Annotated in this window: 27 protein-coding genes; 17 read left to right on the forward strand and 10 right to left on the reverse strand. The window is 44.1% G+C overall.

The window, feature by feature from the left end; translation table 11 throughout:
- Positions 1-126: 126 nt before the first annotated feature.
- The 11 genes from FTU00_RS01790 to FTU00_RS01840 all read left to right on the forward strand — a co-directional run bounded on the left by FTU00_RS01790 (position 127) and on the right by FTU00_RS01840 (position 12,156).
- Positions 127-1,128, forward strand: a complete 1,002-nt coding sequence (locus FTU00_RS01790; protein WP_180178959.1) for a hypothetical protein — start codon at positions 127-129, stop codon at positions 1,126-1,128.
- A 19-nt stretch (positions 1,129-1,147) separates the two neighbouring features.
- Positions 1,148-2,149: a PIN domain-containing protein gene (locus tag FTU00_RS01795; RefSeq protein ID WP_180178960.1), complete on the forward strand. Its 1,002-nt coding sequence runs from the start codon at positions 1,148-1,150 to the stop codon at positions 2,147-2,149.
- Between the two features lie 112 nt (positions 2,150-2,261).
- On the forward strand, positions 2,262-2,711 hold the full coding sequence (locus FTU00_RS01800) for an ammonium transporter (RefSeq protein ID WP_004781877.1): 450 nt from the start codon (positions 2,262-2,264) through the stop codon (positions 2,709-2,711).
- 31 nt (positions 2,712-2,742) lie between these two features.
- On the forward strand, positions 2,743-5,385 hold the full coding sequence (topA, locus tag FTU00_RS01805) for a type I DNA topoisomerase (protein ID WP_005232311.1): 2,643 nt from the start codon (positions 2,743-2,745) through the stop codon (positions 5,383-5,385).
- A gap of 353 nt (positions 5,386-5,738) precedes the next feature.
- Positions 5,739-6,497 (forward strand): hypothetical protein, encoded by a 759-nt coding sequence (locus tag FTU00_RS01810; protein WP_159123624.1) that lies wholly within the window; start codon positions 5,739-5,741, stop codon positions 6,495-6,497.
- 125 nt (positions 6,498-6,622) lie between these two features.
- Positions 6,623-7,195 (forward strand): HdeD family acid-resistance protein, encoded by a 573-nt coding sequence (locus FTU00_RS01815; RefSeq protein ID WP_180178961.1) that lies wholly within the window; start codon positions 6,623-6,625, stop codon positions 7,193-7,195.
- Positions 7,196-7,316: 121 nt separating this feature from the next.
- Positions 7,317-8,462: a glycerate kinase gene (locus tag FTU00_RS01820; protein ID WP_180178962.1), complete on the forward strand. Its 1,146-nt coding sequence runs from the start codon at positions 7,317-7,319 to the stop codon at positions 8,460-8,462.
- Positions 8,463-8,736: 274 nt separating this feature from the next.
- Positions 8,737-10,725, forward strand: a complete 1,989-nt coding sequence (locus FTU00_RS01825; protein ID WP_180178963.1) for an ATP-dependent helicase — start codon at positions 8,737-8,739, stop codon at positions 10,723-10,725.
- Between the two features lie 83 nt (positions 10,726-10,808).
- The gene (locus tag FTU00_RS01830) at positions 10,809-11,060 is read left to right on the forward strand and encodes an RNA-binding protein (protein ID WP_004781890.1); all 252 of its coding nucleotides are present in this window, start codon (positions 10,809-10,811) and stop codon (positions 11,058-11,060) included.
- Between the two features lie 209 nt (positions 11,061-11,269).
- Positions 11,270-11,773, forward strand: a complete 504-nt coding sequence (locus FTU00_RS01835) for a DUF6586 family protein (protein WP_159123620.1) — start codon at positions 11,270-11,272, stop codon at positions 11,771-11,773.
- Positions 11,774-11,877: 104 nt separating this feature from the next.
- Entirely contained in the window at positions 11,878-12,156 is a 279-nt protein-coding gene (locus tag FTU00_RS01840) for a hypothetical protein (protein ID WP_004781893.1), read from the forward strand.
- 200 nt (positions 12,157-12,356) lie between these two features.
- Here FTU00_RS01840 and FTU00_RS01845 read toward each other — a convergent pair whose 3' ends face one another.
- The 4 genes from FTU00_RS01845 to FTU00_RS01860 form a co-directional block, all read right to left on the reverse strand.
- Positions 12,357-14,084: a cation:proton antiporter gene (locus tag FTU00_RS01845; protein WP_180178964.1), complete on the reverse strand. Its 1,728-nt coding sequence runs from the start codon at positions 14,082-14,084 to the stop codon at positions 12,357-12,359.
- Between the two features lie 153 nt (positions 14,085-14,237).
- Entirely contained in the window at positions 14,238-14,393 is a 156-nt protein-coding gene (rpmG, locus tag FTU00_RS01850; RefSeq protein WP_001205031.1) for a 50S ribosomal protein L33, read from the reverse strand.
- 16 nt (positions 14,394-14,409) lie between these two features.
- On the reverse strand, positions 14,410-14,646 hold the full coding sequence (rpmB, locus tag FTU00_RS01855; RefSeq protein ID WP_000048256.1) for a 50S ribosomal protein L28: 237 nt from the start codon (positions 14,644-14,646) through the stop codon (positions 14,410-14,412).
- A gap of 165 nt (positions 14,647-14,811) precedes the next feature.
- On the reverse strand, positions 14,812-16,260 hold the full coding sequence (locus FTU00_RS01860; RefSeq protein ID WP_180012677.1) for a coniferyl aldehyde dehydrogenase: 1,449 nt from the start codon (positions 16,258-16,260) through the stop codon (positions 14,812-14,814).
- A gap of 115 nt (positions 16,261-16,375) precedes the next feature.
- Here FTU00_RS01860 and FTU00_RS01865 point away from each other — a divergent pair, with 115 nt between their 5' ends.
- From FTU00_RS01865 to FTU00_RS01885, 5 genes are all read left to right on the forward strand, one after another.
- Positions 16,376-17,095, forward strand: a complete 720-nt coding sequence (locus FTU00_RS01865) for a TetR/AcrR family transcriptional regulator (protein WP_034580311.1) — start codon at positions 16,376-16,378, stop codon at positions 17,093-17,095.
- Between the two features lie 61 nt (positions 17,096-17,156).
- Entirely contained in the window at positions 17,157-18,023 is an 867-nt protein-coding gene (purU, locus tag FTU00_RS01870; protein WP_004781900.1) for a formyltetrahydrofolate deformylase, read from the forward strand.
- A gap of 193 nt (positions 18,024-18,216) precedes the next feature.
- Positions 18,217-18,993: a TonB-dependent receptor gene (locus FTU00_RS01875; protein WP_179993114.1), complete on the forward strand. Its 777-nt coding sequence runs from the start codon at positions 18,217-18,219 to the stop codon at positions 18,991-18,993.
- Positions 18,994-19,018: 25 nt separating this feature from the next.
- Positions 19,019-19,642: a MotA/TolQ/ExbB proton channel family protein gene (locus tag FTU00_RS01880; protein WP_179993113.1), complete on the forward strand. Its 624-nt coding sequence runs from the start codon at positions 19,019-19,021 to the stop codon at positions 19,640-19,642.
- Positions 19,642-20,046, forward strand: a complete 405-nt coding sequence (locus tag FTU00_RS01885; RefSeq protein WP_159123616.1) for a biopolymer transporter ExbD — start codon at positions 19,642-19,644, stop codon at positions 20,044-20,046. The genes FTU00_RS01880 and FTU00_RS01885 overlap by 1 nt, the downstream gene beginning before the upstream one ends.
- Positions 20,047-20,135: 89 nt before the next feature.
- Here the strand turns inward: FTU00_RS01885 and msrA are convergent, their stop codons facing one another.
- The 6 genes from msrA to FTU00_RS01915 form a co-directional block, all read right to left on the reverse strand.
- Positions 20,136-20,660 carry a peptide-methionine (S)-S-oxide reductase MsrA gene (gene msrA, locus FTU00_RS01890; RefSeq protein WP_004781907.1) on the reverse strand — a complete coding sequence of 175 codons (525 nt, stop codon included), beginning with the start codon at positions 20,658-20,660 and terminating at the stop codon, positions 20,136-20,138.
- A gap of 98 nt (positions 20,661-20,758) precedes the next feature.
- The gene (locus FTU00_RS01895; RefSeq protein ID WP_180178965.1) at positions 20,759-21,220 is read right to left on the reverse strand and encodes an META domain-containing protein; all 462 of its coding nucleotides are present in this window, start codon (positions 21,218-21,220) and stop codon (positions 20,759-20,761) included.
- A 103-nt stretch (positions 21,221-21,323) separates the two neighbouring features.
- Positions 21,324-22,370: a DUF4105 domain-containing protein gene (locus FTU00_RS01900; RefSeq protein WP_180178966.1), complete on the reverse strand. Its 1,047-nt coding sequence runs from the start codon at positions 22,368-22,370 to the stop codon at positions 21,324-21,326.
- A gap of 26 nt (positions 22,371-22,396) precedes the next feature.
- On the reverse strand, positions 22,397-22,909 hold the full coding sequence (gene dfrA40, locus FTU00_RS01905; RefSeq protein ID WP_179993111.1) for a trimethoprim-resistant dihydrofolate reductase DfrA40: 513 nt from the start codon (positions 22,907-22,909) through the stop codon (positions 22,397-22,399).
- Positions 22,910-23,007: 98 nt separating this feature from the next.
- A complete protein-coding gene (thyA, locus tag FTU00_RS01910) occupies positions 23,008-23,850 on the reverse strand; it encodes a thymidylate synthase (RefSeq protein WP_180178967.1) in 843 nt (280 codons plus the stop codon).
- A gap of 170 nt (positions 23,851-24,020) precedes the next feature.
- A complete protein-coding gene (locus tag FTU00_RS01915; RefSeq protein ID WP_180178968.1) occupies positions 24,021-24,512 on the reverse strand; it encodes a lipocalin family protein in 492 nt (163 codons plus the stop codon).
- 388 nt (positions 24,513-24,900) lie between these two features.
- On the opposite strand from FTU00_RS01915, the gene FTU00_RS01920 reads away from it, so the two are divergent.
- Positions 24,901-25,446 (forward strand): CHAP domain-containing protein, encoded by a 546-nt coding sequence (locus FTU00_RS01920; protein WP_179992412.1) that lies wholly within the window; start codon positions 24,901-24,903, stop codon positions 25,444-25,446.
- The last annotated feature ends 8 nt before the right edge of the window (positions 25,447-25,454 follow it).

Here is a 25,454-nt window from a genome sequence, read left to right on the forward strand (position 1 = left end):
CACTTTTACGCCATCCAAGATGATCTTTAGAATCTAAATATCGTCATGGATGGTGGAAACTATTTGACCTTTCACACACTTCCTACTCTAATAGTATTTTTCTAGCTCAGTTTTTAATCTTGCCTTATGCGCCAAAAAGTTGTCCTTCTTGATCTCGAAAATAACTTTCCTACAGCCAAACTGTTACGTGACATCGTTGAACATTATCCGACCTTGTATCTGTTTAACTGTGCCGGAAAATTCGAGTTTGCCCTAGAAGAACTGACTGAGTTGGCGAGCTGGATCAGCAGTGGACAAATTATCATTCTGGATGTCCCGGAAGGAGAGCATAAGGAATATGAATATGCCGTGATTGTGGGCCAGCTGATGGCTTTGCTGGAAGCAGATACTCATGTCGAGCTGATCTCTGCGATGGATAGCAGTGAAATGCTGATGCAAATGCTACAGGCTTCAGATATTGATTGCAGCTTGATTCAGGTGCTGCCAGAGGATGCATCCACAGAGACTCAAGATAAACCCAAAATCCAGTTGCCAAGTATTGAAGCCATTAAAGCTAAACCGGCTTTGCAGCTGGTGAAAAAATATTGTGATGCGCTCGGCAAGATGAGTGGTAAACCGACCACGCTCGAAACCTTAAAAAATTCTGTCACCAATATTCTGCAAGTTTTACCAGGCAAAGCCCAGCATGTAGTTGGCATGCTGATTAATCTGAAAATAGTCAAACGTTATGACGAGCAAATCAGTTTCCGTAAAAAAGTGCTGAAACAGTGGGTGCAGCTGGATCTCAATGAACATGTACCCATTGAAAAACCAGCTTTGAATCAGGTGATCTCGAAGCTTAATCCTGAAGAGCCTGTTGTTGAACCTGCTCAATCTCTAATCCAGTCTGCCCAGCAAGGCCTGTTCAAAAACTTTAATAAAATTGATCCGGTACAGCTCGAAGTTGCACGCAAGCTGCGCGAATTACAGGGAAATAAGCCTAAAGATATTTATGAATTACGTGATTTGCTCGAGCAATTATTTCCAAAATCCGATGTCCGTCTTTTACTTAAAGAGTTGATTGAAAAAGGATATATTTATTGGAATGGTCACGAAGTGTTATATAGTCATGAGATGTTTCTAAATTAGAATAATCTCATGAGGGCATATGAAAAAAATACTGTTATTGGATATTGAAAATCAGCCTAAAACAGAAAATGAGTTACTCAGCCTGCTCAAATCCTATGCCCTTGTTTATCTGGTTTATGCAAAATCCCCTGTAGCCTTGAGTCTGGATGGATTGCAAAATCTGTCTGCTCATGTAGTTCAAAAGCGTCTGGTCTTAATTAAAATGCCAAAAACCGGACCTGATGCTGCTGATTTTGGCTTGGCATTTGTAGCCGGGCAGTTGTCTATACAAATGCAGGCATCTGAAGCTGAATTTGATGTCATGTCGAATGACAAGAAATTTGAATATATTGTCGATTTACTCAAAGTGATGGGGTTTCAGGCACAACAGAAGAAAAAAGAAATTCAGTCCACATGTTCCACTAAATTATCTTTAGAGCATATTCATCCAGAAAAAGCTGAATTCAAACTACTTTTCGCTGCGGTTAAACTATTAGTAAAAAATCAGCCCAAACAGTTTAACTCTCTAAACAATGCCTTAAAGTCCTGGCTAAAAGGCACTTCTGCCACTATCAAGCAGGTCATTGGCCAATTAAAAAATTATCAGCTGATTCAGATTCAGGGTCAAAAAGTAAGTTATGAGCTAAATCGGATGCACGAACTGTTAAAACTGGAAGCGCTCAAAAAATCGAAACCCATAGCGATTACTTTACCAAGTATTGCTGATATTCAGTTAAAGCCTCATTTACAGCGGGTCAAAATCTATAGTGATTATCTGGCGAAGAGTGGAAGTAGCCGTCCGGCCAAAACTGCAAGTTTATTAAATTCAGTACGCTCAATCTTAGGCTTAGAACACCAGCAAGCGGCGCAAGATTTCATTCAGGTTTTAAAGAAGCAGGATATTCTCAAACAGGACAATACCAAGCTGATTTATAACAGCCAGCTCATACTGGCTTGGGCTAATCTGGATAAGTCCTGCCTGATTCCAATGGCGATACAAGCGCATATCATCAATCAGCCAAACACTGAAATCTTATCTTAAAACAAAGACGTAAAAGTAATAAGTACAGAGAATAAAATAGTATTTCGCAAGCGGTGCTTGCCTTTTATAGCGGGCTTATGCAAATCTAATATAAGAACATAAAGGTTGAACTATGGAAAATACCGGAATCTGGGTGGCAGTTGTCATCATCGTTTTCGTACTGGGGTCTATTTTTGGTCTGCGTGTGAGTCCTAGAGAAAAGGCATTAGGACTTATGCGTGATAAAGCCCGCAAGATGGGCTTACATCCACGTCTGGTGGTTGCACCGGACTGGACCAACATTCCCAAGGCGACTGAAAGTCGTGCCAGTATGGTGGCCTATTATAGTGTGCTGCTTCCAGATGCCCGTTTACCGCTGATGCGTGCCCGCGTGGTTGATAACAAACTTGAACTGGTGCATGGGGATGACAAATTTAAAGATTTTCCCATTGCATTAAAGGGCATTTATGCTATTGATATGCAGGCAAACTGTGTAGGACTCTATTGGGATGAAGAATCTGATCTTAGAGCCACACAACTTGATGACATCAAGGCACTATTACATTCTTTGGCTGAACTTTAATTTTAGAAATAAACAGGATTAAACGGTTAATATGGCGAACGCTCCTCGGTCCACATCAAAAAGCAGCACGGCGAAGTCTTCCGACGCTGGAAGTAAACGTGCCTTGGTGATTGTGGAGTCGCCTGCAAAAGCGAAAACAATCAACAAGTATCTCGGTTCAAACTACATCGTGAAATCCTCGGTGGGTCATGTGCGTGACTTGCCGACGGGCGGCTCTGCGAAAACTGCAGAGAAAAAACCGGTGACCCGAACCAAGCTGACTGAAGCAGAAAAAGCGGAAAAATCACAGCAGGCGTTGATTAACCGGATGGGTGTCGATCCAGAACATGACTGGAAAGCCAAATATGAAGTCCTTCCGGGCAAGGAAGGCGTAGTCGCTGAACTGAAAAAACTGGCATCGCAAGTCGATGAAGTGTATCTCGCAACGGATTTGGACCGTGAAGGGGAAGCGATTGCCTGGCATTTAAAAGAAGTGATCGGCGGCGATGATTCACGCTATCAACGTGTGGTCTTTAACGAAATTACCAAAAATGCCATTCAGGAAGCGTTTAAACAGCCCTCACGTCTAGATACCAATAAGGTCAATGCCCAGCAGGCACGCCGTTTCCTGGATCGTGTCGTCGGCTTCATGATTTCGCCACTGCTATGGGAAAAAATTGCCCGTGGTCTGTCTGCGGGGCGTGTACAGTCTGTCGCTGTAAAGCTGGTCGTGGAACGCGAACGTGAAATTCGTAAGTTCATTCCTGAAGAATACTGGCAGGTTTTTGCAGATACCAAATCCAAGAAAGATGATATTCGTCTGGAAGCGGTCAAGCAAAATGGCAAGACTTTAAAGCTGCATAATAAAGCTGAAACAGATGCTTTACTGAATCTGATTAAAGACGCTGAATATAAAGTTATTAGCCGTGAAGATAAGCCGACCAAGGTGAATCCAAGCGCGCCGTATATCACGTCTACCTTGCAACAGGCCGCAAGTACCCGTCTAGGTTTCTCGGTGAAGAAAACCATGATGCTGGCACAGCGCCTGTATGAAGCTGGTTTCATTACCTATATGCGTACTGACTCCACCTTCCTGAGTGATGATGCAGTCAATATGGTGCGTGGTCATATCGAGTCTGAATATGGCGAGAAATATCTGCCAGCCAAGCCGAACCGTTATGGTAATAAAGCTGGTGCGCAGGAAGCCCATGAGGCCATTCGTCCATCCAATGTGGCATTGAAAGGCGATAGTCTGGCTGGAGTGGAACGTGATGCACAGCGTCTGTATGACCTGATCTGGCGTCAATTTGTAGCTTGTCAGATGACACCAGCAGAATATTTATCATCGACTATTTTAGTGGATGCGAATGGTGTTGAACTGAAAGCCAAAGGTCGTACTCTGGTATTTGATGGTTTCACCAAAGTTCGTGGCCAGAACAAATCTGATGATGATGTACTGTTGCCTGCTGTGAAAGTTGGTGAAGTGCTGAAGCTGGAAAAACTAGATCCATCTCAACATTTTACCAAACCACCGGCACGTTTTACTGAAGCATCTTTAGTCAAAGAGCTTGAGAAAAAAGGTATTGGTCGTCCTTCGACTTATGCTGCCATTATCTCGACCATTCAGGATCGTGGTTACGTAAAACTGGAGAACCGTCGTCTCTTTGCTGAGAAGATGGGTGAGATCGTCACCGATCGTCTGGATGAAAGCTTCAATAACCTGATGAACTATGACTTTACTGCAGACCTTGAAGGTCAGCTGGATAAAGTGGCAGATGGTGAGCGTAACTGGAAAGATCTGTTAGATAGCTTCTATGGTGACTTCAAAAAACGTCTGACCAATGCTCAGGGTGAAAACGGCATGCGCCGCAATCAGCCTGTCGAAGTTGAAGCAGTCCATTGTAAAGAATGTGACCGTCCGATGCAGATCCGTACCGGTACAACAGGCGTATTCCTGGGCTGTTCGGGTTATAACTTGCCACCGAAAGAACGTTGTAAAGGTACATTGAACCTGACTCCGGTTGAATCTCTGGCTGCACTGTCTGATGATGATGCAGCAGAAACTGCTGACCTGATGTCGAAAAAACGTTGTCCAGTCTGTGGCACTGCAATGGACAGCTATGTGATTGATGGTGGCCGTAAACTGCATATCTGTGGTAATAACCCGGACTGTACAGGTTATGAGCTGGAAGAAGGCGAATTCAAGATTAAGGGTTATGATGGCCCAACCATTCCATGTGATAAATGTGATGGTGAAATGCAGCTGAAAACTGGCCGTTTTGGTCCATATTTTGCCTGTACCAGCTGTGAGAATACCCGTAAAGTCTTGAAGAATGGTCAACCTGCGCCTCCGCGCGTTGATCCGATCAAGATGGAACACCTGCGTTCAACCAAGCATGACGATTTTTTTGTTCTGCGTGATGGCGCAGCCGGTCTGTTCCTGGCCGCGAGCAAGTTCCCGAAAGTCCGTGAGACTCGTGCACCGAAGGTGGCAGAGCTGCGTACTGTGGCGGATCAGCTGGATCCAAAATATCAGTTTATTTTGCAGGCGCCAGATGTGGATCCTGAAGGGAATCCAACCTTGGTGAAATTCAGCCGTAAGAACCAGTCTCAATATATTGGTTCGGAAACCCCTGAAGGCAAGCAAACCAAATGGTCGCTGGTCTATCAGGATGGCAAATGGGTTGAGGCCTAAGCTATAAGACATCAAGAAAATGCTGACGAAAGTCGGCATTTTTTTATGACGGACTATTTTTGATCAATATAGTTCTAGGATATTCTAGGCGTTAAATAATAAAAGATTAAAGTAGGAATCATGCATGACTTGGCTAGATAAATTCCTGTTCTTAAGTATCGGATTAGGATCTATCCTGTATTTCATGCTTAAAAAGATTAATGAATGGGTATTCCTATGGATCGGGGAATGCTGATGATTCTGGTGATTATTATGTCACTGGTTAGTTTGAGCTGTGTTTTATATCTGCGCTCTGAAGATCAAAAAACGAAACAAAAATAAAATTTAAATTAACTCTCTATTGGCGTGTTCATATGTGGAAAAAAATCCGAATCCTGATTTTATTGATGATTTTGTTTGTGGTGGCAGTAAATGCTTATCGAGATCAGAATCAGGACTGGAACAAACCAATCTTTGTTCTGTTGCATCCGATCAATGCAGATGGATTGGCGACCACACAGCAATATATCCAGCAATTGTCTGCTCAGGATCTAAAAGGAACACAAGAATATCTGGAAAAAGCGGCCCAGCAGTACCGTGGACAGCCCACTTATTTTTATTTTAATCTGGGGCGTGAACTTAAAGAATTGCCGCCTAAAGTGCCGGAGCAGGCCTCCTTACTTGGCAATATTTTATGGAGTCTGAAATTCCGTTTCTATGCCTGGCAACAGCAGCAAGGTTCAGATCCTTCATCGAATGTTACTCTCTTTTTAAATTATTATGATCCTGCACACACTCAGCAGTTAAAACATTCTACAGCTCTGCAGAAAGGCCGGATTGGTTCAGTCAATCTATTTGCTTCAAGCAGACAGTCTGACCAGAATAAGATTGTTCTGGTGCATGAATTACTGCATGCCTTTGGCGCTTCAGATAAATATGATCTCGCCACAGGCCAGCCGATATACCCCGTGGGTTATGCGAATCCGAATCAGCAGCCTTTATTTCCCCAGACCAAAGCTGAGCTGATGGCAGGGCACATTCCGGTATCGCAAAGCACCAGTAAAATGCCGGAATCTTTAAATCAGACCCTGATTAATGAAATCACGGCGATTGAACTTGGTTGGAAAAAATAATTAACGAAGTGCTGAATAAACCGGCATAACTTACTATTTTTATAGATAAACTCAGTGAATTTTTAACAAATTTATCCATGATTTAAGGGCATAATCAAAGTCATAGCTAATAATTTGAGAAGAATATGAAGACTGTTGGAAATGATCTGGTTCGGCATCAATTGCATGAAAACCATAAATGGTATTTAGGCCTGGGTGCCTTATTAGTGTTATTTGGAATCGTATTGTTAGCGTCGCTGCCTTTTGCCACCTTATCCATCGTATTCCTGTTTGGTGTCCTGATGATGATAGGTGGAGTGGTTCATCTGATCGCCGGGATTAAAATCTTCGATGGGGCATTTCGCTGGCTCTGGCTGCTATTTGGTATTATCTATTTTATTGCGGGCTATTATGCTTTTAGCACGCCAGCGAAAACTGCGATTGTACTGACCCATCTGCTTGCGATTGCTTTGATTGTGGCGGGAATAATTCGCATCTTCAATGCTTTTATCTTTAAAGCATTCCGCGGCTGGGGCTGGACTTTATTTTCCGGGATTTTGACTTTAGCTACAGGTATCCTGATTCTATTGTCACCGAATGCACCGTTCTGGGTTCTAGGTGCTTTTCTGGCAATCGATATTTTGTTCCAAGGGATTAACTATCTGACTTTGGCTTCCTATATCAAGCATCGTGTACCAAAAAGCTCCGCAGATCTTTAAGTAAGACCAGTATAAAAAGAGTGCAATGAGCGCTCTTTTTTATTGGCATGTTCAGCTTTGGCTGTAAGATGGGTATGCATTTCAAATTAGTATATAACCTATCACGCGGCCGATCATATTCATGAAAACCTTTGTTCTAGCTCCAGATTCTTTTAAGGAAAGTATGACTGCCGAGCAGGCCTGTCAGGCGATGCAGCGTGGTATTTTGCAGGTCTTTCCGGATGCAAATTGTATTACTGTACCCATGGCAGATGGTGGTGAGGGGACTGTAGATGCATTAATCTCAAGCCTAAAGGGTGAACGAGTAACGTGCCAAGTCACCGGGCCATTAGCCAGTCAATCGATCGAAACTTACTTTGGCTTGGTTGATGCTGGTCAGACCGTAGTGATTGAAATGGCCAAGGCAAACGGGATTCATCTGCTCGAAGTTGCTCGGCGTAATCCTATGCTGACCTCAACCTATGGTACAGGGGAAATGATCAAACAGGCGCTGGATCTTGGCGTAAAGAAAATCATTATTGGACTCGGTGGTAGTGTTACCAATGACGGTGGTGCCGGTATGGCTCAGGCTTTGGGAGTCCGATTCTTAAATACTGCAGGAGAATCAATTCAGGTCTGCGGTGGTAATCTGGATCAGATTGATCAAATTGATTTTTCCCAACTCGATGCTCGTTTAAACAATACGGAAATCTTGATCGCTTCAGATGTGAATAATCCGCTCTGTGGGTCGAATGGTGCTTCAGCGATCTTTGGGCCGCAGAAAGGTGCAACATCGGAAATGGTGCAACAACTGGATCGAAATCTAAGTCATTTTGCTGATCTGGTTGAAGCAGGTTTAGGTATTTCTAAAAGAAACATTCCAGGTGCTGGTGCAGCCGGTGGGTTAGGTTTTGGGTTGATGGCGTTTGCAGGAGCAAAGCTGCAATCCGGTGTAGCGTTAATTATGGAACAGAATAAACTGGCACAAAAAATTGCAGATGCAGATTATGTTTTCACTGGCGAGGGCAAGATTGATCATCAGACTGCTTTAGGAAAAACACCATTTGGTGTGGCTCAGGTCGCCCAGCAATTAAATAAACCGGTAATTGCGTTTGCAGGTTTGGTCGGTGAGGGGATTGAGTCACTGTATCAGGTTGGTTTTAGTCAGATTGTCGGGATTAATCCACCAGGTTGTTTATTGGAAGAAGCATTAAAAAATGCTGAGCAAAACCTAGAGCAAGCGTGTGCTCGTGTTATGAAAGAAATTAAAACAAAGTTTGAACAATAAGATAGATAAATTTTTATGAGCTAACTTAGCTTAATGCACGACCTCATTTACGGTTTAGTAAACTTATGCGTGCGGGTTACGTAGGTACATTGTTACTTTGACGGAGCAAAGTAACCAAACTCCAGTGTTATTCAGATGATGCATCCCTGCATCACTGAATAACGGCGGCATCCATGCCGCCTGGCCGGAATCAAATGCTTTCTAGAATATTGAGGATACGTTTTCTAGGAACAGCTCTGTTAAACTACACCTATCCACAAATTGATGAGTGACCATGAGTTTAGCCTCCCTGATTGATGAACTGAATCCGCAACAAAAGCAAGCTGCGACAACAGAAGCAAAGCACAGTTTGGTTTTGGCTGGGGCAGGCTGTGGCAAGACCAAAACTATCGTGGCACGTGCAGCTTATCTGATTGATCAGGGTGTACCAGCGAATCAAATTCAGATTCTGACCTTTACACGTCGTGCGGCGAGTGAAATCGTGGCACGGGTGGAACTGGCACTCGGTGAACAGGCCAAAGGCTTACGTGCATCTACGTTTCATACCTTCTGTATGTATCTGCTGCGCCGGATTCCAAAGGCTTTTGGTCTGGAACAGTTTTCAATTATTGACCGTGATGATCAGCTGATGATGTTCCGCCTGATTCGCGGGCGTGATGACAAGAAAAATCCGAATTACCTGCCGAAGCCACAGGAACTCTGTGACCTATATTCCTTTGCGCGGAATACCCGGCAAAAACTGAGTCTGGCTTTGGAGAAACAGATGCCGGAATATCTGGCGCTGAAAGACCAGATTGCCGACATCATGAAAGAATATGAAGCGCGTAAGCGTGCGCGTAGTTTTCTGGATTATGATGATATCCTCGCTGTGGTAGCGACTGCTTTGGCACAGTCCGAAGGTCTGGTGGACTATGTGGCTTCGATCTGTCGGCATATGCTGGTGGATGAAATGCAGGATACCAATCCACTGCAATGGGCATTGCTGGAACCTCTCAAAGAACATATTAGCCTATTCTGTGTTGGGGATGATGCGCAGTCGATTTATGGTTTCCGCGGTGCCGATTTTGAAAATATTCACCATTTCAAAGAGCGTGTGCCGGATGCAAAAATTTTTAAACTAGAAAAGAATTACCGATCAACCCAGGAAATTCTGGACCTGTCCAATTGGTTACTGGATCAGTCCGAAATCAAATATGACAAACGTCTGGATGCGCATCGTGGTGAAGGCATTAAGCCGAAGATGCACATTTTCCCGAATGAATTTGATGAAGCCAAATGGATCGCGATTGATATAAAAGAGCGCCATTATCTGCAAGGCAGCAAATGGTCCGATCATATGGTGCTGGTACGTTCCAGTTATGCAGCGCGACATATTGAAGCAGCTTGTATCGCGGCCAATGTTCCGTATCGATTCATTGGCGGGATGAAACTGTTAGAAACTGCACATGTAAAAGATCTGCTCAGCCTGTTGCGTGTGGTGGCGAACCCGCTGGATGATATCGCCTGGATGCGCTTTTTGACATTATGGAATGGTGTCGGTGATGTCGGTGCAAGCAAACTGTCACAGCAGCTTTTAGCTGAGCCAGAGATGGAAAAGATTGCCAACAAGCTGGAAAAATTTGGCAAGATCCCGCTAGAAACCATTTTGATCATGAAGCAAATGGCGGTACTCAAAACCGAAGTACAGGCCTGTGTTGGTCTGGCAGTACAGGCGATTGAAGCACAACTGGCCGAGAACTATAAAAAGGACTGGAATCGCCGTCAGGGTGATTTTGAATTGGTTAAACAGCTAGCTTCTAAACATGCTCAAGTGAGTGAATTTCTGGAAGAGTATGTGCTCGATCCGGTCTCTATTTCTGAAATTGAACGCCAGTCGGATACGGATGTAGTGACCCTCATTACCATTCACTCGGCCAAGGGTACGGAACAGAAAGTCTGTTATGTGGCTAATGTTACGCCGGGACAATATCCGCATGCACGGGCGCAAGGGGATTTTGATGATGTCGAGGAAGAGCGGCGTGTATTGTATGTGGCGCTGACTCGTGCACAGAATGAACTGATTCTGACCAAGCAAAACCTGAATCACTGGGCGCGTGAAACGGTAGATGAGCAGGGGCGTAAAATTGAAAGCTATTTTCTCAATGATTTGACCCGCAATTTATGTGTCACAGAAACTCATTACAAAACCCGTCAACAGACTGTGAAAAGTACTTTAATTGAGCGCCAGTCGATTAATTTAGATTTTGGGATTGATCTCGATTAAACTATCCCTTCTGGGTTTGACGCAAAAAGTAGAGTAGGCACGTGCTTTTTGATTATTTTTGCCTATCTTCTTAAGGTTATCCGATGAAAATTTTAGTTCGTAACTTGGCGCGCACTGTAACAGAAGCTGAATTGCTGACCCTGTTTCAGCAATATGGTACTGTTGAGTCTTGTACGCTGGTCATGGATGCAGAAACAGGCAAGTCTAAAGGTTTTGCCTTTGTAGAAATGCCACATGGCCGTGAAGCTGTTAAAGCGATTAAAGGTTTAAATACACTGCGCCTGCATGGTCAGGGGATTCGTGTGAAGCAAGCTGAAGAAAAGCCACAGGCTTAAATAACAGCTGATAAAAAAGAGCATGTATGATGCTCTTTTTTTTGCCTTTAAAAAGGCCTAGATTTTTACTGAAGGGTTAATATCAGCAGTCTGAAGTATCAAGATCATGCAGAATAGATCGACAGCGTAGACAATCTTGCATTGCGTAATGCGAGCGGACGTTTTACTTTATAAGAGCCAAAATTTGTTTTAATGCTTAGGAAATCTCGATGACACGAGTTGCTCGCTATCATGCGGACCGTACCAATCAAAAACTTTATTTCGCCCGTATGGCCTGTCAGCAGGCTGAACAGACTGATCATGTGCAGCAGGCACAAGCTCATCGTGAAGCTGCCGTATTCCATCTGCATGGGGCGCTGCTGGCCTTTTTGCAGGAACTGGTACGCTATTACCGTCTGAATGACCTGAGCCCGACGCTGAAATCGATTGAAGAGCTTATGGCGGCTAAGGGGCAGGTATCACCTGAAGTGACCGTATTACAGCATTTATCCAAAGATGGTTTTCTTGCTGAACTGAAACGTGCTTACCGTCTCTGCCAATATGCGCCAGAGCCAAGTTCGCCACAACCCGAAGACGAAACTTCTTCAAATCTCATCATTAAAGTCACACAGACACCACAAGCTTGGTTACCTGATACTGCTATATTACGAGAATGGCATCGTGACCTGACGCAGCTTATTGATGGTTTTCGTAATGAGATGGTTGAATTTTAATCTGATCAGCTGTACTTGAAATTGCGATTATTAACCCTATATCAATTACTCTAATGATGCAAAGTGCAATCGCTCTTTGCCACCATGTTGAACATGGAGGATATATGTCTATAGAACAGTTGAAAGATTTATTTGGTAATCAAGACGCGATTTTGGAACTCGTTCAACTTGAAGGTGGCGCGTTGGCATTACGAAATGCGGGCTCAAAAAAACAGCCATTAGTCATGATTCAGTTTAATGACGAGGTCAAAGCCCTGTTGGGTGATCAAACGCCTGTGATTGCACAACACATGATTCAGGCCGCTTTATATGGTTTGCTGGAACAGCAGGTCAATGAATGGCAAGCTGAAGTTGTGGATGAAGAGCCAAAATATATGAGCTGAATTGCCTACCTTGGCGAGCAGAAAAGCACACTTGAAGTGTGCTTTTTTTGTTTTTATCAAATGAAAAAAATAGAGAATAAGAGAAAAATTAAGTCGGTTAGATTAGAGACGCAATTTGAAATTTTATGGTTTAGCGATCTGATAAATTCCAGTTCAATCAAAAAAAAGAAGTTGCCAATTCTGACAACTTCTTTAAGAAATCAGCCTGAATAATGCGTAGGCGGATGGTTATGCGCAATCTCGATCTGGTTCAAAATATGATTGCTCATATTTCTCGCCATTTCCTCTTTGGCATAGTACACCTCGCCAATATTGTCACGGCGAATCACTTCGGCTTCTTCCTTGCTTTCCGCACATAGCAGGATCTGAATAGCAGGGTTTAGGGTCTTGGCAATATCCACGATTTTATGGATATCAATAATATCCATCGGTGAGATCACCAATAGACGTGCATGCTGAATGTGAGCCTGAATCAACACACCGGGTTCAGTTGCGACACCAGAAACTGCCGCAATGCCTTTTTTACGCAAGTTCTCTACGATCTCACGGTTTTCTTCGGCAATCACGACCTTGATGTTTTGTTCCATCAGTGACAGGGTAATCCGACGACCGACTTCACCATGACCCACAATCACCACCTGATCACGCAGATAGTCCTGCGAGACCTCATCCGGTAGCATGGCAAGCGGATCACCACTACGCTCCAATAAGCGCGCCAGAGACGAACGTTCGCGGATCCATTTTTGTACCGGTTCTACTGCTGAGAAAATAAACGAGTTCAGGGTAATCGAAATCAGGGCACCCGCTAGAATCAGGTTTTGTCCATCGAGTGACAATAGATTTAGCGATACACCAAGTGCGGCCAGAATAAAAGAGAATTCACCGATTTGTGCCAGAGATGCACCGACGGTGAGTGCCGTATTGATTGGGTAGCGGAAGAACAGCACCAGTGCCATCGCTGCGATGGTTTTACCAATCATGATAATACCGAGCACCGCCAACACATGAAGTGGCTGATCCATCAGGATACGCGGATCAAACAGCATACCGACGGACACAAAGAACAGAATCGAGAAGATTTCACGCAGCGGTAAGGTTTCTTCTTCGGCACGGTGGCTGAAGTCAGACTCTTTCACTACCATCCCGGCAAAGAACGCACCGAGTGCCATGGATACGCCAAAGACCTTATAAGCCCCAAAGGCAATCGATACGGCTGCAGCTACGACGGTTAAGGTAAATAGCTCACGTGAGCCTAAACGTGCCACCACCTGCATGATCATTGGCACTAAACGTTTACCAATAATCAGCATGAAAGCAATAAAGCCGGCTACTTTGAGCAAGGTAATGCCTAAGGTGATCCAGACATTCTGATTGCTACTACTGCCTTCCAGTGCCTGACCACCGAGAAGTACTGCAGTTGCGGGTAATAATACCAGTGCCAGAACCATAACCAGATCTTCAACCAGAAGCCAGCCGACTGCAATTTTCCCGTTAATGGATTCGAGCAGGCCACGATCACCCAGGGCTTTGAGAAGCACGACGGTACTGGCACAGGACAGGCTTAAGCCAAAGATCAGGGCAGAGCCAAAATTCCAGCCCCAGAGCATGGAGACCCCGACCCCGAGCAGTGTCGCGACTGCAATCTGCAAGACTGCACCCGGCAAGGCAATACGCCTGACCTGCATCAGGTCATTCAGAGAAAAGTGCATCCCGACACCAAACATCAGGAACATGACGCCAAGTTCGGCCAGCTGGTTCGCCAGATGCACATCTCCAACCACGCCTGGGGTGTTCGGGCTAATCAGAATCCCGGCAACCAGATAACCAATCAGTGGGGGAAGGCGTAGACGTGCAGCGATATAGCCAAAAACCAAGGCCAAGCCAAAACCGACAGCTAACAGGATAATGAGCTCTACGTCATGTGGCACTAAACACTCCTTTAAAATGAATTTTATGAAATTTCAGTTTTTTATGGGAAATAAGCACAGAAAATGCCAGAAGAAACAGAAAGTTTATCAAGCCGCATAAAAAAAATGCAAAAAAAAACGACCGGGAAGGTCGCTTTTTTCAAAAAACTAAAATTATTTGATTTTAGCTTCTTTGAAGATTACGTGTTGACGGATTTTTGGATCAAATTTTTTGATTTCCATTTTTTCCGGCATAGTACGTTTGTTCTTAGTAGTGGTATAGAAATAACCTGTACCAGCTGAAGAAACTAAGCGAATCTTATCACGCATTGTCCTGACTCCTTACTTAGATCTTTTGACCTTGAGCACGAAGGTCAGCAACAACCTTTTCAATGCCCAATTTGTCGATAATACGCATACCTTTAGTGGTTAAACGAAGACGTACAAAACGTTTTTCGCTTTCTAACCAGAAACGGTGGTGGTGCAGGTTCGGCTCGAACCGGCGCTTAGTTTTGTTGTTGGCGTGTGAGACGTTGTTACCAACGACTGGACGCTTGCCGGTAACTTGGCAAACCTTAGACATGGTGTAACTCCATTGATTTAGCCAACAGCAAATCTGTATGGCCAGTCAAAAATAAACGGATTGAATTCATTCAAGGGGCGTTTTATATCAAAAATGCGCTTAAAAGACAAGCGATTTTGTCTAAAACGAAGCACGAGCCCGTGTGATAGCTCATGCCTTGATCATTTATCGAAGAAGTGTCTTCGAAATCAGCTTATGGATCGGCTTATTAAACGGAGGCAGAATGTATTTCAAGCTATACAGCTTAGGATTCGACATTACAGACCGTTCATGCGACAAACTGAAGAAGCCTTCTGGCCCATGATATTTACCCATACCGGAAGCACCGACACCACCAAATGGCAGGTCATCCTGTGCGACATGGGTTAATACAGTGTTTTGCCCGAAATGCCCTGAATGGGTACGCTGTGCGACATAATCAGCACGCGCCTGATCAAAGTCGAAATAGTATAATGCAAGTGGACGCGGACGGCTATTAATAAAGTCGATAACGTCGTCAATTTGATCATATTCCATGATCGGCAGGAGCGGCCCAAAGATTTCATGCTGCATGATCTGCATGCTTGGCATAACATTGGTCACGATGGTCGGTGCAATTTTACGCAGGTCTGCTGGCGATTCATTACGTGGATTGATTTCAATAATCTGCGCGCCTTGCTCACGGGCATCATCCAGATAACCTTGCAAACGATTGTACTGCTTGTCATTGATAATCGAGGTGTAATCCTGATTATGGCTAATGTCCGGATACATGCTTTCGACACAGGCTTTAAAATGATCGATAAACTCGGCAGTTTTGCCACGCGGCAGGAACATATAATCCGGTGCCACGCAGGTTTGACCCGCATTCCAGAGCTTGCCCACGGCAATACGCTGAGCCACATCACGCAGGTCAATCGATGGATGCACCAGTACAGGGGATTTGCCACCCAGTTCTAGAATTACTGGTACCAAATTTTCCGCAGCTGCCGCCATCACGGTTTTACCGACAGCCGTTGAACCAGTAAAAATCATCTTGTCAAAAGCCAGTCGGCAGAAGGCATCAGACACCGTACCGCCACCATTCACCACGGCAACCAGTTCTTTAGGAAAGGCTTCAGCTAAGGCTTTTTCCAATACCTTGCCAAAAGCAGCCGATGAACTGGAAATTTTGATCATGGCATGGTTGCCCGCAGCTAACGCACAGATCAGAGGACCAATGGATAATAATAAAGGGTAGTTCCACGGTGCGATGATGCCGATCACGCCTAGAGGTTGATACTGTACCCAGGCTTTTGCCGGCTGGTGAATAATACCGACATGACGCTTGGACGGTTTCATCCAGCCGGTCAGGTTTTTGCTGTAATATTTAATATGTTCAAGACAAGTCAGTAACTCGCCAATTTTGGTTTCTCCGACAGAGCGGTTACCATAGTCCTGATTAATTGCATCGGCAAATTGATCTTGATACTTAACTAAGATACGCTTAAGCCGAGCTAAACGATCGATACGTTCCTTTGCAGTCGGCAGTGGGTAGCGTAAGTAGGCGTGTTTTTGTTGAGCCAGAATTTCATTGAGGTGCTGGCTATCAAGAAAATGTGGTGTCATTGAAGTTGTTTTTGTGTGACTGTTCATGCCGCACTACCATTATTCAAAATCGATTAATTAATTTTTAGAGCAAATACTCTAATTAGTCAAGTTACTTTGTGTGTTAGCCTTACTAATGCATGAACTGAATGGTTATTTTAGGATGTCCCAAACCAAAACGTTAAAAACCAAAGAGCGTATCTTACAGCTCAGCTTGCAGTTGTTTAATGAACGTGGCGAACGATCTGTAACCACCAACCATATTGCTGCTGAACTCGGCATGAGTCCGGGTAATCTGTATTACCATTTCCGTAATAAAAATGAAATTATCAAGGAACTGATGGAGCAGTATCAGCATCAGACGCTGGAAATGCTGGCACTTCCGGAAGACCGTGCTCTGGATGCCAATGACAAGATTCATTATTTTCAGGTACTGAGCAGTCAGCTTTGGGCTTATCGTTTTCTGCACCGTGATGTATACCATCTGGTCGAAAATAACGAAGATTTCCGCAAGCTTTATCCGCGTTTTGCCGGACAGGTGATGCAGCAGGGACAAAAAATTTATAAAGCCTTCGTAAATGCCGGCCTGATGGAAATGACCGATTCAGAAATTGAAGCGCTGATCATTAACCTCTGGATCGTGCTGACCAACTGGACCAACTTCCTGTATATGTCGGGTCATATTACCGATTCCAACACTCTGGAAGAAAAATGGGTCTGGCAGGCACTGCGTCAGATGGTGTTCCTGGAAGGTGCCTATTTGCGTGGTGAAAGCCGTCAGACGTATGAAAGCTTACTTAACTCGTTCGGTTCCTCAGAGCTGTTTGCCAGTCTGTCGTCGCCTAAACCGCCTGAATCTGAACAAACTATTCAGAATATCTAAGAAACGCGTTAGAATACTCGGCTTATTTTTTTAATTTAACTAATTAGTGACCTTAACCAACATGAATATGACGACTGCTAATACCGCACGTTTATTGATTACTTGTGAAGACAAGCCAGGCATCGTGCAGGCTGTTTCAAGCTTCTTGTATCATCAGGGTGCCAACATTACGGCGCTTGATCAATACGCGACAGCAGCGCAGGGCGGACGTTACTTCATGCGTGTTGAGTTTGAACTGGACAATCTGCAAAGCCGTAAAGAAAGCCTGTTGCAGACTTTTGCTGGCAATGTTGCAGAGCGCTATGGCATGCACTGGCGTCTGGCACTGGTCAGTGATGTGAAAAAGGTCGGTATTCTGGTTTCTAAAGTCGACCATGCGTTGCTAGAGCTGTTATGGCGTCATGCACGCGGCGGTCTGCCATGTGAAATCACTAAAGTGGTATCTAACCACGAAACTCTACGTGAATCAGTAGAAAACTTTGGTATTCCGTTTGAAGTGGTTCCGGTGACCAAAGAGAACAAACGTGAGGCCTATGCACAGATTGATGAACTGATGCAGGGCAACGATCTGCTGGTATTAGCCCGTTATATGCAGATTCTCGATGAAGAGTTCGTAAGTAAATGGGAAATGAAAGTGATCAATATTCATCATTCATTCCTGCCAGCATTCGTGGGCGCCAATCCATACAAACAAGCTTATGACAAAGGTGTAAAATTGATCGGTGCAACTGCACACTATGTGACAGCCGATCTGGATCAGGGTCCAATCATTGAGCAAGATGTGGAGCGTGTGAACCATGACTTTACTGTGGAACAGCTGCGTGAACTGGGTCAGGACGTTGAACGTAATGTGCTGGCACGTGCAGTGAGATGGCATCTGGAAGACCGTGTGATTGTCGACGGCAATAAAACTGTCGTGTTCCAATAAGCGCTTGCATCTCGGTTTAAAAAAGGCATACTTTAAGTATGCCTTTTTTGTTTGAAACAAAAATAATGGAGAAAAGTGGGATTAGTAGTTGAAAATGAAAACACTTCTCATTTATTATTGGCGTACTTTAATTGTGCTAACCGATGAGCTTGATAGTTTGTTTCGCATCATCTCTTCGAGGTAAATAGATTTAATGAGTCAAGTTGCTGCTCCCATGACACCACCACCGTCAAATCAGATGAAAAAGAAAGTCGTTTCTATTCTGGCGGCGGTTCTGGTTGGACACGTGGGTCTCTTATGGGCAGTCAGCCAGATGGAAGCACCTGAACTGAAACAGGTCGATAAAGAACCTTTAAAGGTTCGTTTTGTCAAACTTCAGGAAGCCCCAAAACCTTTACCACCCAAGCCAAAGCCGCCAGAGCCTAAACAAGAGCCACCAAAGCCGAAAGAAGTTAAAATTGTAGAAAAACCGCTGCCACCGCCACCCAAAAAAGTAGAAAAAATTGAGCAGGTGAAAAAAGCAGAAACGCCTAAACCTGTTACTGCACCGCCAGTTGAAGCCAAACCGGCACCAAGTCCAGTGGTTCCTGCGGTCGTGACTGAAACTAAAAAAGTGGCACCTGCGCCTGCACCGGTTGCGCCACCCGCACCTGTCGCACCGCCGACTCCACCTGCACCGCCAGCACCGAAAAGTGTTGCAATTGGCGGCGGCGTATCCTGGCAGCGTGCACCAAAAGTGTCGCTCTCGGCAGGAGAGTTAAAATCAGCCTGTTCATTGGTAGTGGATGTATCTGCAAATGAGCAGGGGAAAGTGGTCTCTGCGACCGCACGAAATTCGAGTTGTAGTCCGGCCGTTACGCGCAAAGTTGAATCAGCGGTACGTCGTGCACAACTGACCAAATATGTTGAAAATGGTGTGGCTTATCCAACCCGAGTGGAACAGCCTTTCGATTTTCAGATTACCAAATAACGGCTAACCCATTAGGAGTTCGAATATGAACTTTTCAGTTTATTGGCAACACGCTGATGCAGTCAGTAAAACACTGTATTTCGTGTTATTGGCAATGTCGATTGCGACATGGACCATTTTTGTGCTGCGTTTAATGGGCACTCGCCAACTTAAACAGATTGCCTATGCTCAATTATCTAACGCATTAGGGCAATTGAAAAATAAAATGACTCCTTTGGCATTTGAACAACGTAAAGCTGTAGCTGAGCAGGCTTTATTGCGTCAGATCGCATTAGAAAAAGGTAATGCGGAAAAAGGTGTATCTGTCTTGGGTACCATCGCTTCAATTTCACCCTTTGTCGGTCTGTTCGGTACAGTATGGGGGATCTTCCACGCACTGGTTGCCGTGGGTAAGAGCGGTCAGGCAGGTCTGGCACAAGTAGCCACTCCAGTGGGTGAAGCGCTGATCATGACCGGTCTGGGTCTGGCTGTGGCGATTCCTGCAGTACTTGCATATAACATCTGTGTACGTGTCAACCGTACTTTAAGCAATGAACTGCAAGACCATGCGCATAGCTTATTGATTGATACCATGTTGCAACAGGACTCTTCTGCAAAGAAGGCTGATGCAAAAGTAGCACAAGACAGTTTAGTTGGAGGTCAAGCTTAATGGCTTTTCAATTGGGTGAAGACAACGATACAGGCATGAATGAGATGAATCTCATTCCCCTGATCGACATTATGTTGGTATTGATGATCATCTTTCTGGTGACAGCGACCGTTGCGAACCCATCAATTCCATTAACCTTGCCGCAAACCACTGCAGAAATTATTGACCTGCCACCGGAAAATGTCACCATCAGCATCAATGCGAAAGGTGATGTAGCATGGAACGGCGATGTGCTGACCTTGGAACAACTTGAAACCCGTTTCAATGAGGCGAGCCAGGCACAGCGTCAACCGACCATCGTATTGAAAGCAGATAAAGAATCACGTTATGACACCGTTGCTCAAGTGATGTCACGCGCGAGTGGAGCCGGACTCAGCGATATTGCCTTTGCAACTGATAACTAATTTTTTACTCTCAATGAAAAAAGCGACTGATCTCAGTCGCTTTTTTATTACCTTAATTTAAGAGGGCATTTGATCAAGCCGCATCCAGATTAATGAGTTTTGAGCAGCGTCATAAACTTATGTTGTAATTTGTTCAGCTTGGGCGGAATCGCGAAATTACAGTAGCCCTGATTCGGATTCTTGGCAAAGAAATTCTGGTGATATTCTTCAGCAGGGTAGAAAGTCGGTGCAGGGCTAAGTTCAGTCACAATATTCAATCCTTCAGCTTTCAATGAGTCTATTGTGAGCTGTGCAGTTTCTTTCTGCTCATCATTAAAATAATAAATCACAGAACGATACTGCGTGCCGACATCATTGCCCTGACGGTTTAATGTCGTTGGATCATGGGTTGCGAAAAAGACTTCGAGCAACTGACTATACGTAATCTGATTTTCATCGAAATCGATCAGGATCACTTCGGCATGATTGGTATCACCGCCGCAGACTTGCTCATAGGTCGGATTAGGATTTTGTCCACCCGCATAGCCGCTGACGACCTTCTGTACGCCCTGAAGCTGTAAAAATACTGCTTCGGTACACCAAAAGCATCCACCACCAAATAGTGCTTGTTGCATGGTTAAGTCCTCATCATTGTAGAGTGCTGATTATTGAATGTTCATATGAGTATGAAAGATATAAAGCCTGCACGACACAGGTTTTTTGTAGTCAAAACTTAGCGAGGCTGTACTGCACTTTCTAACTGAATGAGTAAATTGCCATGACGGTCCATTAATTTCAGGGTTTTACCATAGACCTGATAATGAGTCACTTTGCTCAGTGCCTCCTTAAATTTCTGATCCAGACCTGCATTATCCAGACAAGCCATTTCGGTACTCGCCATCTGGCTTAAGTTAAGGGTGTCTTTGCCGGCAGTGTAGCTGCCCATTATACGATTACAGCCATCTGCGCCAGACACGCGTTGAGTCGCTGCATCGAATTGCAGACTTGGAATATTGCGTGCTGTCGGTGCTGTAGTAATTTCGGTATTACCAATCTGGTTCACAATCCAGGTGCGATTTTGCAGGAGCTGTAAATTATTTTCAGTTTTGACTGATGAAGTACTCGGTACGGTTTCACAACCTGATATAGCAAAGACTGAACCTAAAATCATGATTGCTGTTAATTTTTTTAGCATGAGAGAGACTCTAATTCTGAGTTAGCTATTTGTATATAAACAAAAAAATGCAATATATGCCAGTTGATTTTGTATCTTTCTTTAAGTTGGATAACTTAGAAGATTATCTGGAACTCGGCTCAGGTAGGCCCTGACGCAGGCGTTGTGAATACTCCTGACTGGAAATCTGACCGGTATCTCTAACTCGTGGATTAACGTGTGCACGCTGATACCAGGTTTGTATATCCCAGCGTTGATCTAGCGCTTTTAAATCATATAAATAATCAGGTAAATACCCAGAAGCCAGCAAGCGGTAATCTGAAGGAAGCTGTTGTTGAGATACTGCCTGAGCCATATCAAAGACCAGCGTCGTGCAGTTACTGCTCAAGGTGTTATACCATTTAGGTTCTTTGGCCAGTTCATCAGCCTTACGCAGATATTCTTTAAATAGAGCCTGAGCTTCTGCTTGCGGCATTTTGACCGGAAAAAAGTAAACCTGCTCACCACGAATATTGCTACGCGTATATACAATATCTTTCTCATCTGAGGCGACCAAACTCAGTTCATATTTTCGGAAGAAGCCACCAATAGCAGAAAATTTCTCATCCTTTTCTTTGCGAATTTCGATCGAGAAGGCGAGCGGTTTCTGATTGGCAAAATCAAAACTGACCAGCGTATGGGCAATTTTAGGTCCCATCCAGTAAGAGGTAATAATGTTTACCCCGGTAATGTCGTTTAGATCAAAACTCCGGCTTTCCCAGCGTTCGGTATATTGACCCTCTGCTTGCCAGTCAAAATTACGGATATTGTGTAAGGTGACTTGATTGCCTTGCTGCTCATAGGAGAGTAGCCGGGAAACCTCAGGATTCCAGTCCCGATCCTGACGAGGCTCCATGCTTAAATAAGCCAGTAAGCTGACCAGAAAGGCCAGCAGATAAAGCACTGTATCCACCTGGCGGGAAATCAGATGCTTGGTGAAATAAATGCCCAAGACCACACAGGCAAATAGAAGCCAGAGACCGATCAGAATGATGCTGCCAATTTTACCCAAGGGTTGTTGCACCCAGAGCATCAGGCTCAGCCAAAGACTTGAACACAGGACAAATACACTAAACAGACTCCCTAATAACCACAGGCTCCAATGCTTTTCTGAATGGTCTTGTCCTTGCATGTTCAATCTTTTATAGAAAATAGGCTTTATTTTCTGTATGTTGCGAACTCAAATGCAATACCGGTTTTGTCATCGATATGTTGTTCTGATGCAACTTTTTTGAACTGGGCCGGAATTTCCGGATAGTAGGCGTGACCTTGCACATCCAGTTCAACATGGGTCAGTTCCAGACGATCAGCGATCTCCAGAGTCTGTTTAAAGATTTCACCACCGCCAATAATAAAAATAGCATTCGGTTTTTCTGAAGTCTGCACATCGGCCACGGCTTGAGTCAAGGCATCTTCAATCGTATGCGCGACTTTGACGCCTTCAAAAGACCAGTCAGGATCGCGGGTAATCACCCAGTTCACACGTTTAGGCAGCGCACGGCCCATCGACTCAAGCGTTTTACGGCCCATGACAATCACGCCACCCTGGGTAATTTCCTTAAAGTGCTTGAGATCTGCTGAGATATGCCAAGGCAGATCATTGTCTTTACCAATACAGCGCTGCTGATCCATTGCCACGACATGAACGACTTCTAAATCCTGAAATGCCATACCCATACTCAAAAACAGATAAAAATTATTGCTATTAAAATGCAAAATCCCACTTTAAGCAAAGTGGGATTTGAATATTTTCCGGGGCTTAACCAGAATTAAACTGCAACTGGTGCTTTAATTCCTGGATGTGATTCATAACCGACAATTTCAATATCTTCGAATTTGAAATCAAACAGGTCTTTAACTTCAGGATTCAGTTTTAACTGGCATAGGCCTAAAGGCTCACGACTGAGTTGAAGTTTGGCCTGTTCAAAATGATTGGTATATAAATGCGTATCACCGCCCGTCCAGACAAAATCGCCTACATCCAGATCACACACCTGTGCAATCATATGAGTCAATAGGGCATAGCTGGCTATATTAAATGGAACGCCAAGGAAAACGTCAGCACTGCGTTGATAAAGCTGGCAAGACAATTTGCCATTATGTACAAAGAACTGGAACAGGGTATGGCAAGGCGGTAAAGCCACCTGACTCGCTTCATTTGGATTCCAGCCAGACACAATCAGACGGCGTGAATTCGGATTGGTCTTGATTTCATTGATCAGCCATTTGATCTGGTCAAAACCATCCTGATTGTAGCTGCCATCCGCATTTTGAGTAGCACCAAAATTACGCCATTGATGGCCGTAGACTGGACCGAGTTCACCTTCTGGACGACCAAAACGCGCGGTCTGTTCCGCAGTTGCCCATTCATCCCAGATGGTCACTTTATTATCCTGAAGATACTTTACATGGGTATCGCCTTTCAGGAACCACAGCAGTTCAATCACGATCGAACGGAAATGAACTTTTTTAGTGGTGAGTAAAGGGAAGCCCTTGGAAAGATCAAAGCGCATCTGATGACCAAATACCGAGCGTGTACCTGTGCCGGTACGGTCGCCTTTATCGCCGCCGTTGTCGAGGATATGTTGTAAAAGGTCAAGATATTGGCGCATAGGTCTCTCTTAAAATCTGTTGCAAATTGCTTTTCTTTGAATTGGGCAATTTAAAATTGCGCTCATCATAACATTTTTTTGAGCACTTCCGCATAGCAGTGAAAATGATTAAACATAAGAGAAAAGGGCATAAAAAAGCATCCATGATGGATGCTTTTTTATCATCTTTTTTAAGCTGTTGGCTTACCGGTATGTACCGTATGGATCAGATCAGACAGGTCATAACCCAGAGATTTAGCATAGGCCAGATATTCCTGTTTGGTTGCTTCATCCAGTGTCGGCTTACGATGCAGGAGCCATAGATATTTCATGTTTGGCTCACCAACCAATGCAGTTTCATAATTGTCATCCAGTTTGAGAATCCAGTAATCCCCTTTGGTAAAAGGTACCCAGCGCAAACCTTCAGGCAAGAAACTGACTTCCAGTTTGCCATGTTCCGCATCAACAATAGTGGCTTCCCCAATAGATTCATCGAGTCTGCCCGCACCATCCAGACAACGGTTCTGGACGCGGACTGTGCCATTTTCATTCAGGCTGTAGGCTGCGGAAATATCAGTACTGTCTTCAGGTTGGTGTTTCATAGGCAGACGGGCAATTTCGTACCAGATCCCTAAATATTGTTCTAAATTGAAATTTGAAATAGTCTTTACATCATGACTCATATTTTTCTTCCTCATCATCTCAATTTAAATTTACTAAATCAGTCTAATACGAGAGTTGTTAGCCGGAATGATGTAATCCTGTAGTGAAATGTTGACTTTATTATCGTGAGTAAAATTACAGATTTAGTCAGAAAGGCGCTCAAATATTGATTTAGAAATAGTCTGAGCAGAACTGCTAATTAATTTGAAAAGTAGTGAATTTATAACTTTTTTGTGAAAATTGTAAATTTTATAAATCTAAAAGAAATAACAAGTTAAGTAAAATTAAACAAATGCGGAAAAATATATTTACATTTTTAACGTGAAAAGTAACATTTAACCGTCTAGTATTCACCGCGTGTTGAAGATTTGAAAGCCAAACTTACAGGCGAGGAGTACTTGGTCCAATATGATTTATGATCATCAAGTGAATATGAGCGAAGTGCATGCTCCTGTTCAAGCGAACGTCATAATTCGTTCCCAATCGGGACAAAATTCCAAACGTCAGCCTCAGCGCTATACCTCTGTGTCAGCTCGTAACAAAAGCTCTGAATCTCGCAAGACTTTCGGTGCAATGAACGGCCAGCGTTTCGATATTGAAAAATTCACCAGCTACCTGCAAGGCATTACCCGCAGTACTAGCACACAGAAATGTGCACGCAGTATTCGCGTCGGTTTGCAGTCTTCAGGCGCAAAAATTGTGAATCATCCTGTTGCCGCAGCTGACTGGGGCAATACCCTCCAGCAATTAGGCTATCGAAAAATCAACCTGTCTTTTGACCGTCCGAAAAAAGGTGATATCTACATTATCGACCGGACTTCACAGCATCAGTATGGTCATATTGCAGCGTATTCTGGTTCTGCTTGGGTTTCTGATTTTAAACAGAATGGCTATGCGGTCTATCGTAATTCCGATGTGAAATACACATATTACCGTCTGGATTCATATCTTTAAATCAGACG

Origin of the sequence: Acinetobacter sp. YH12041 (assembly GCF_013419975.1) — a bacterium.
Classification (GTDB): domain Bacteria; phylum Pseudomonadota; class Gammaproteobacteria; order Pseudomonadales; family Moraxellaceae; genus Acinetobacter.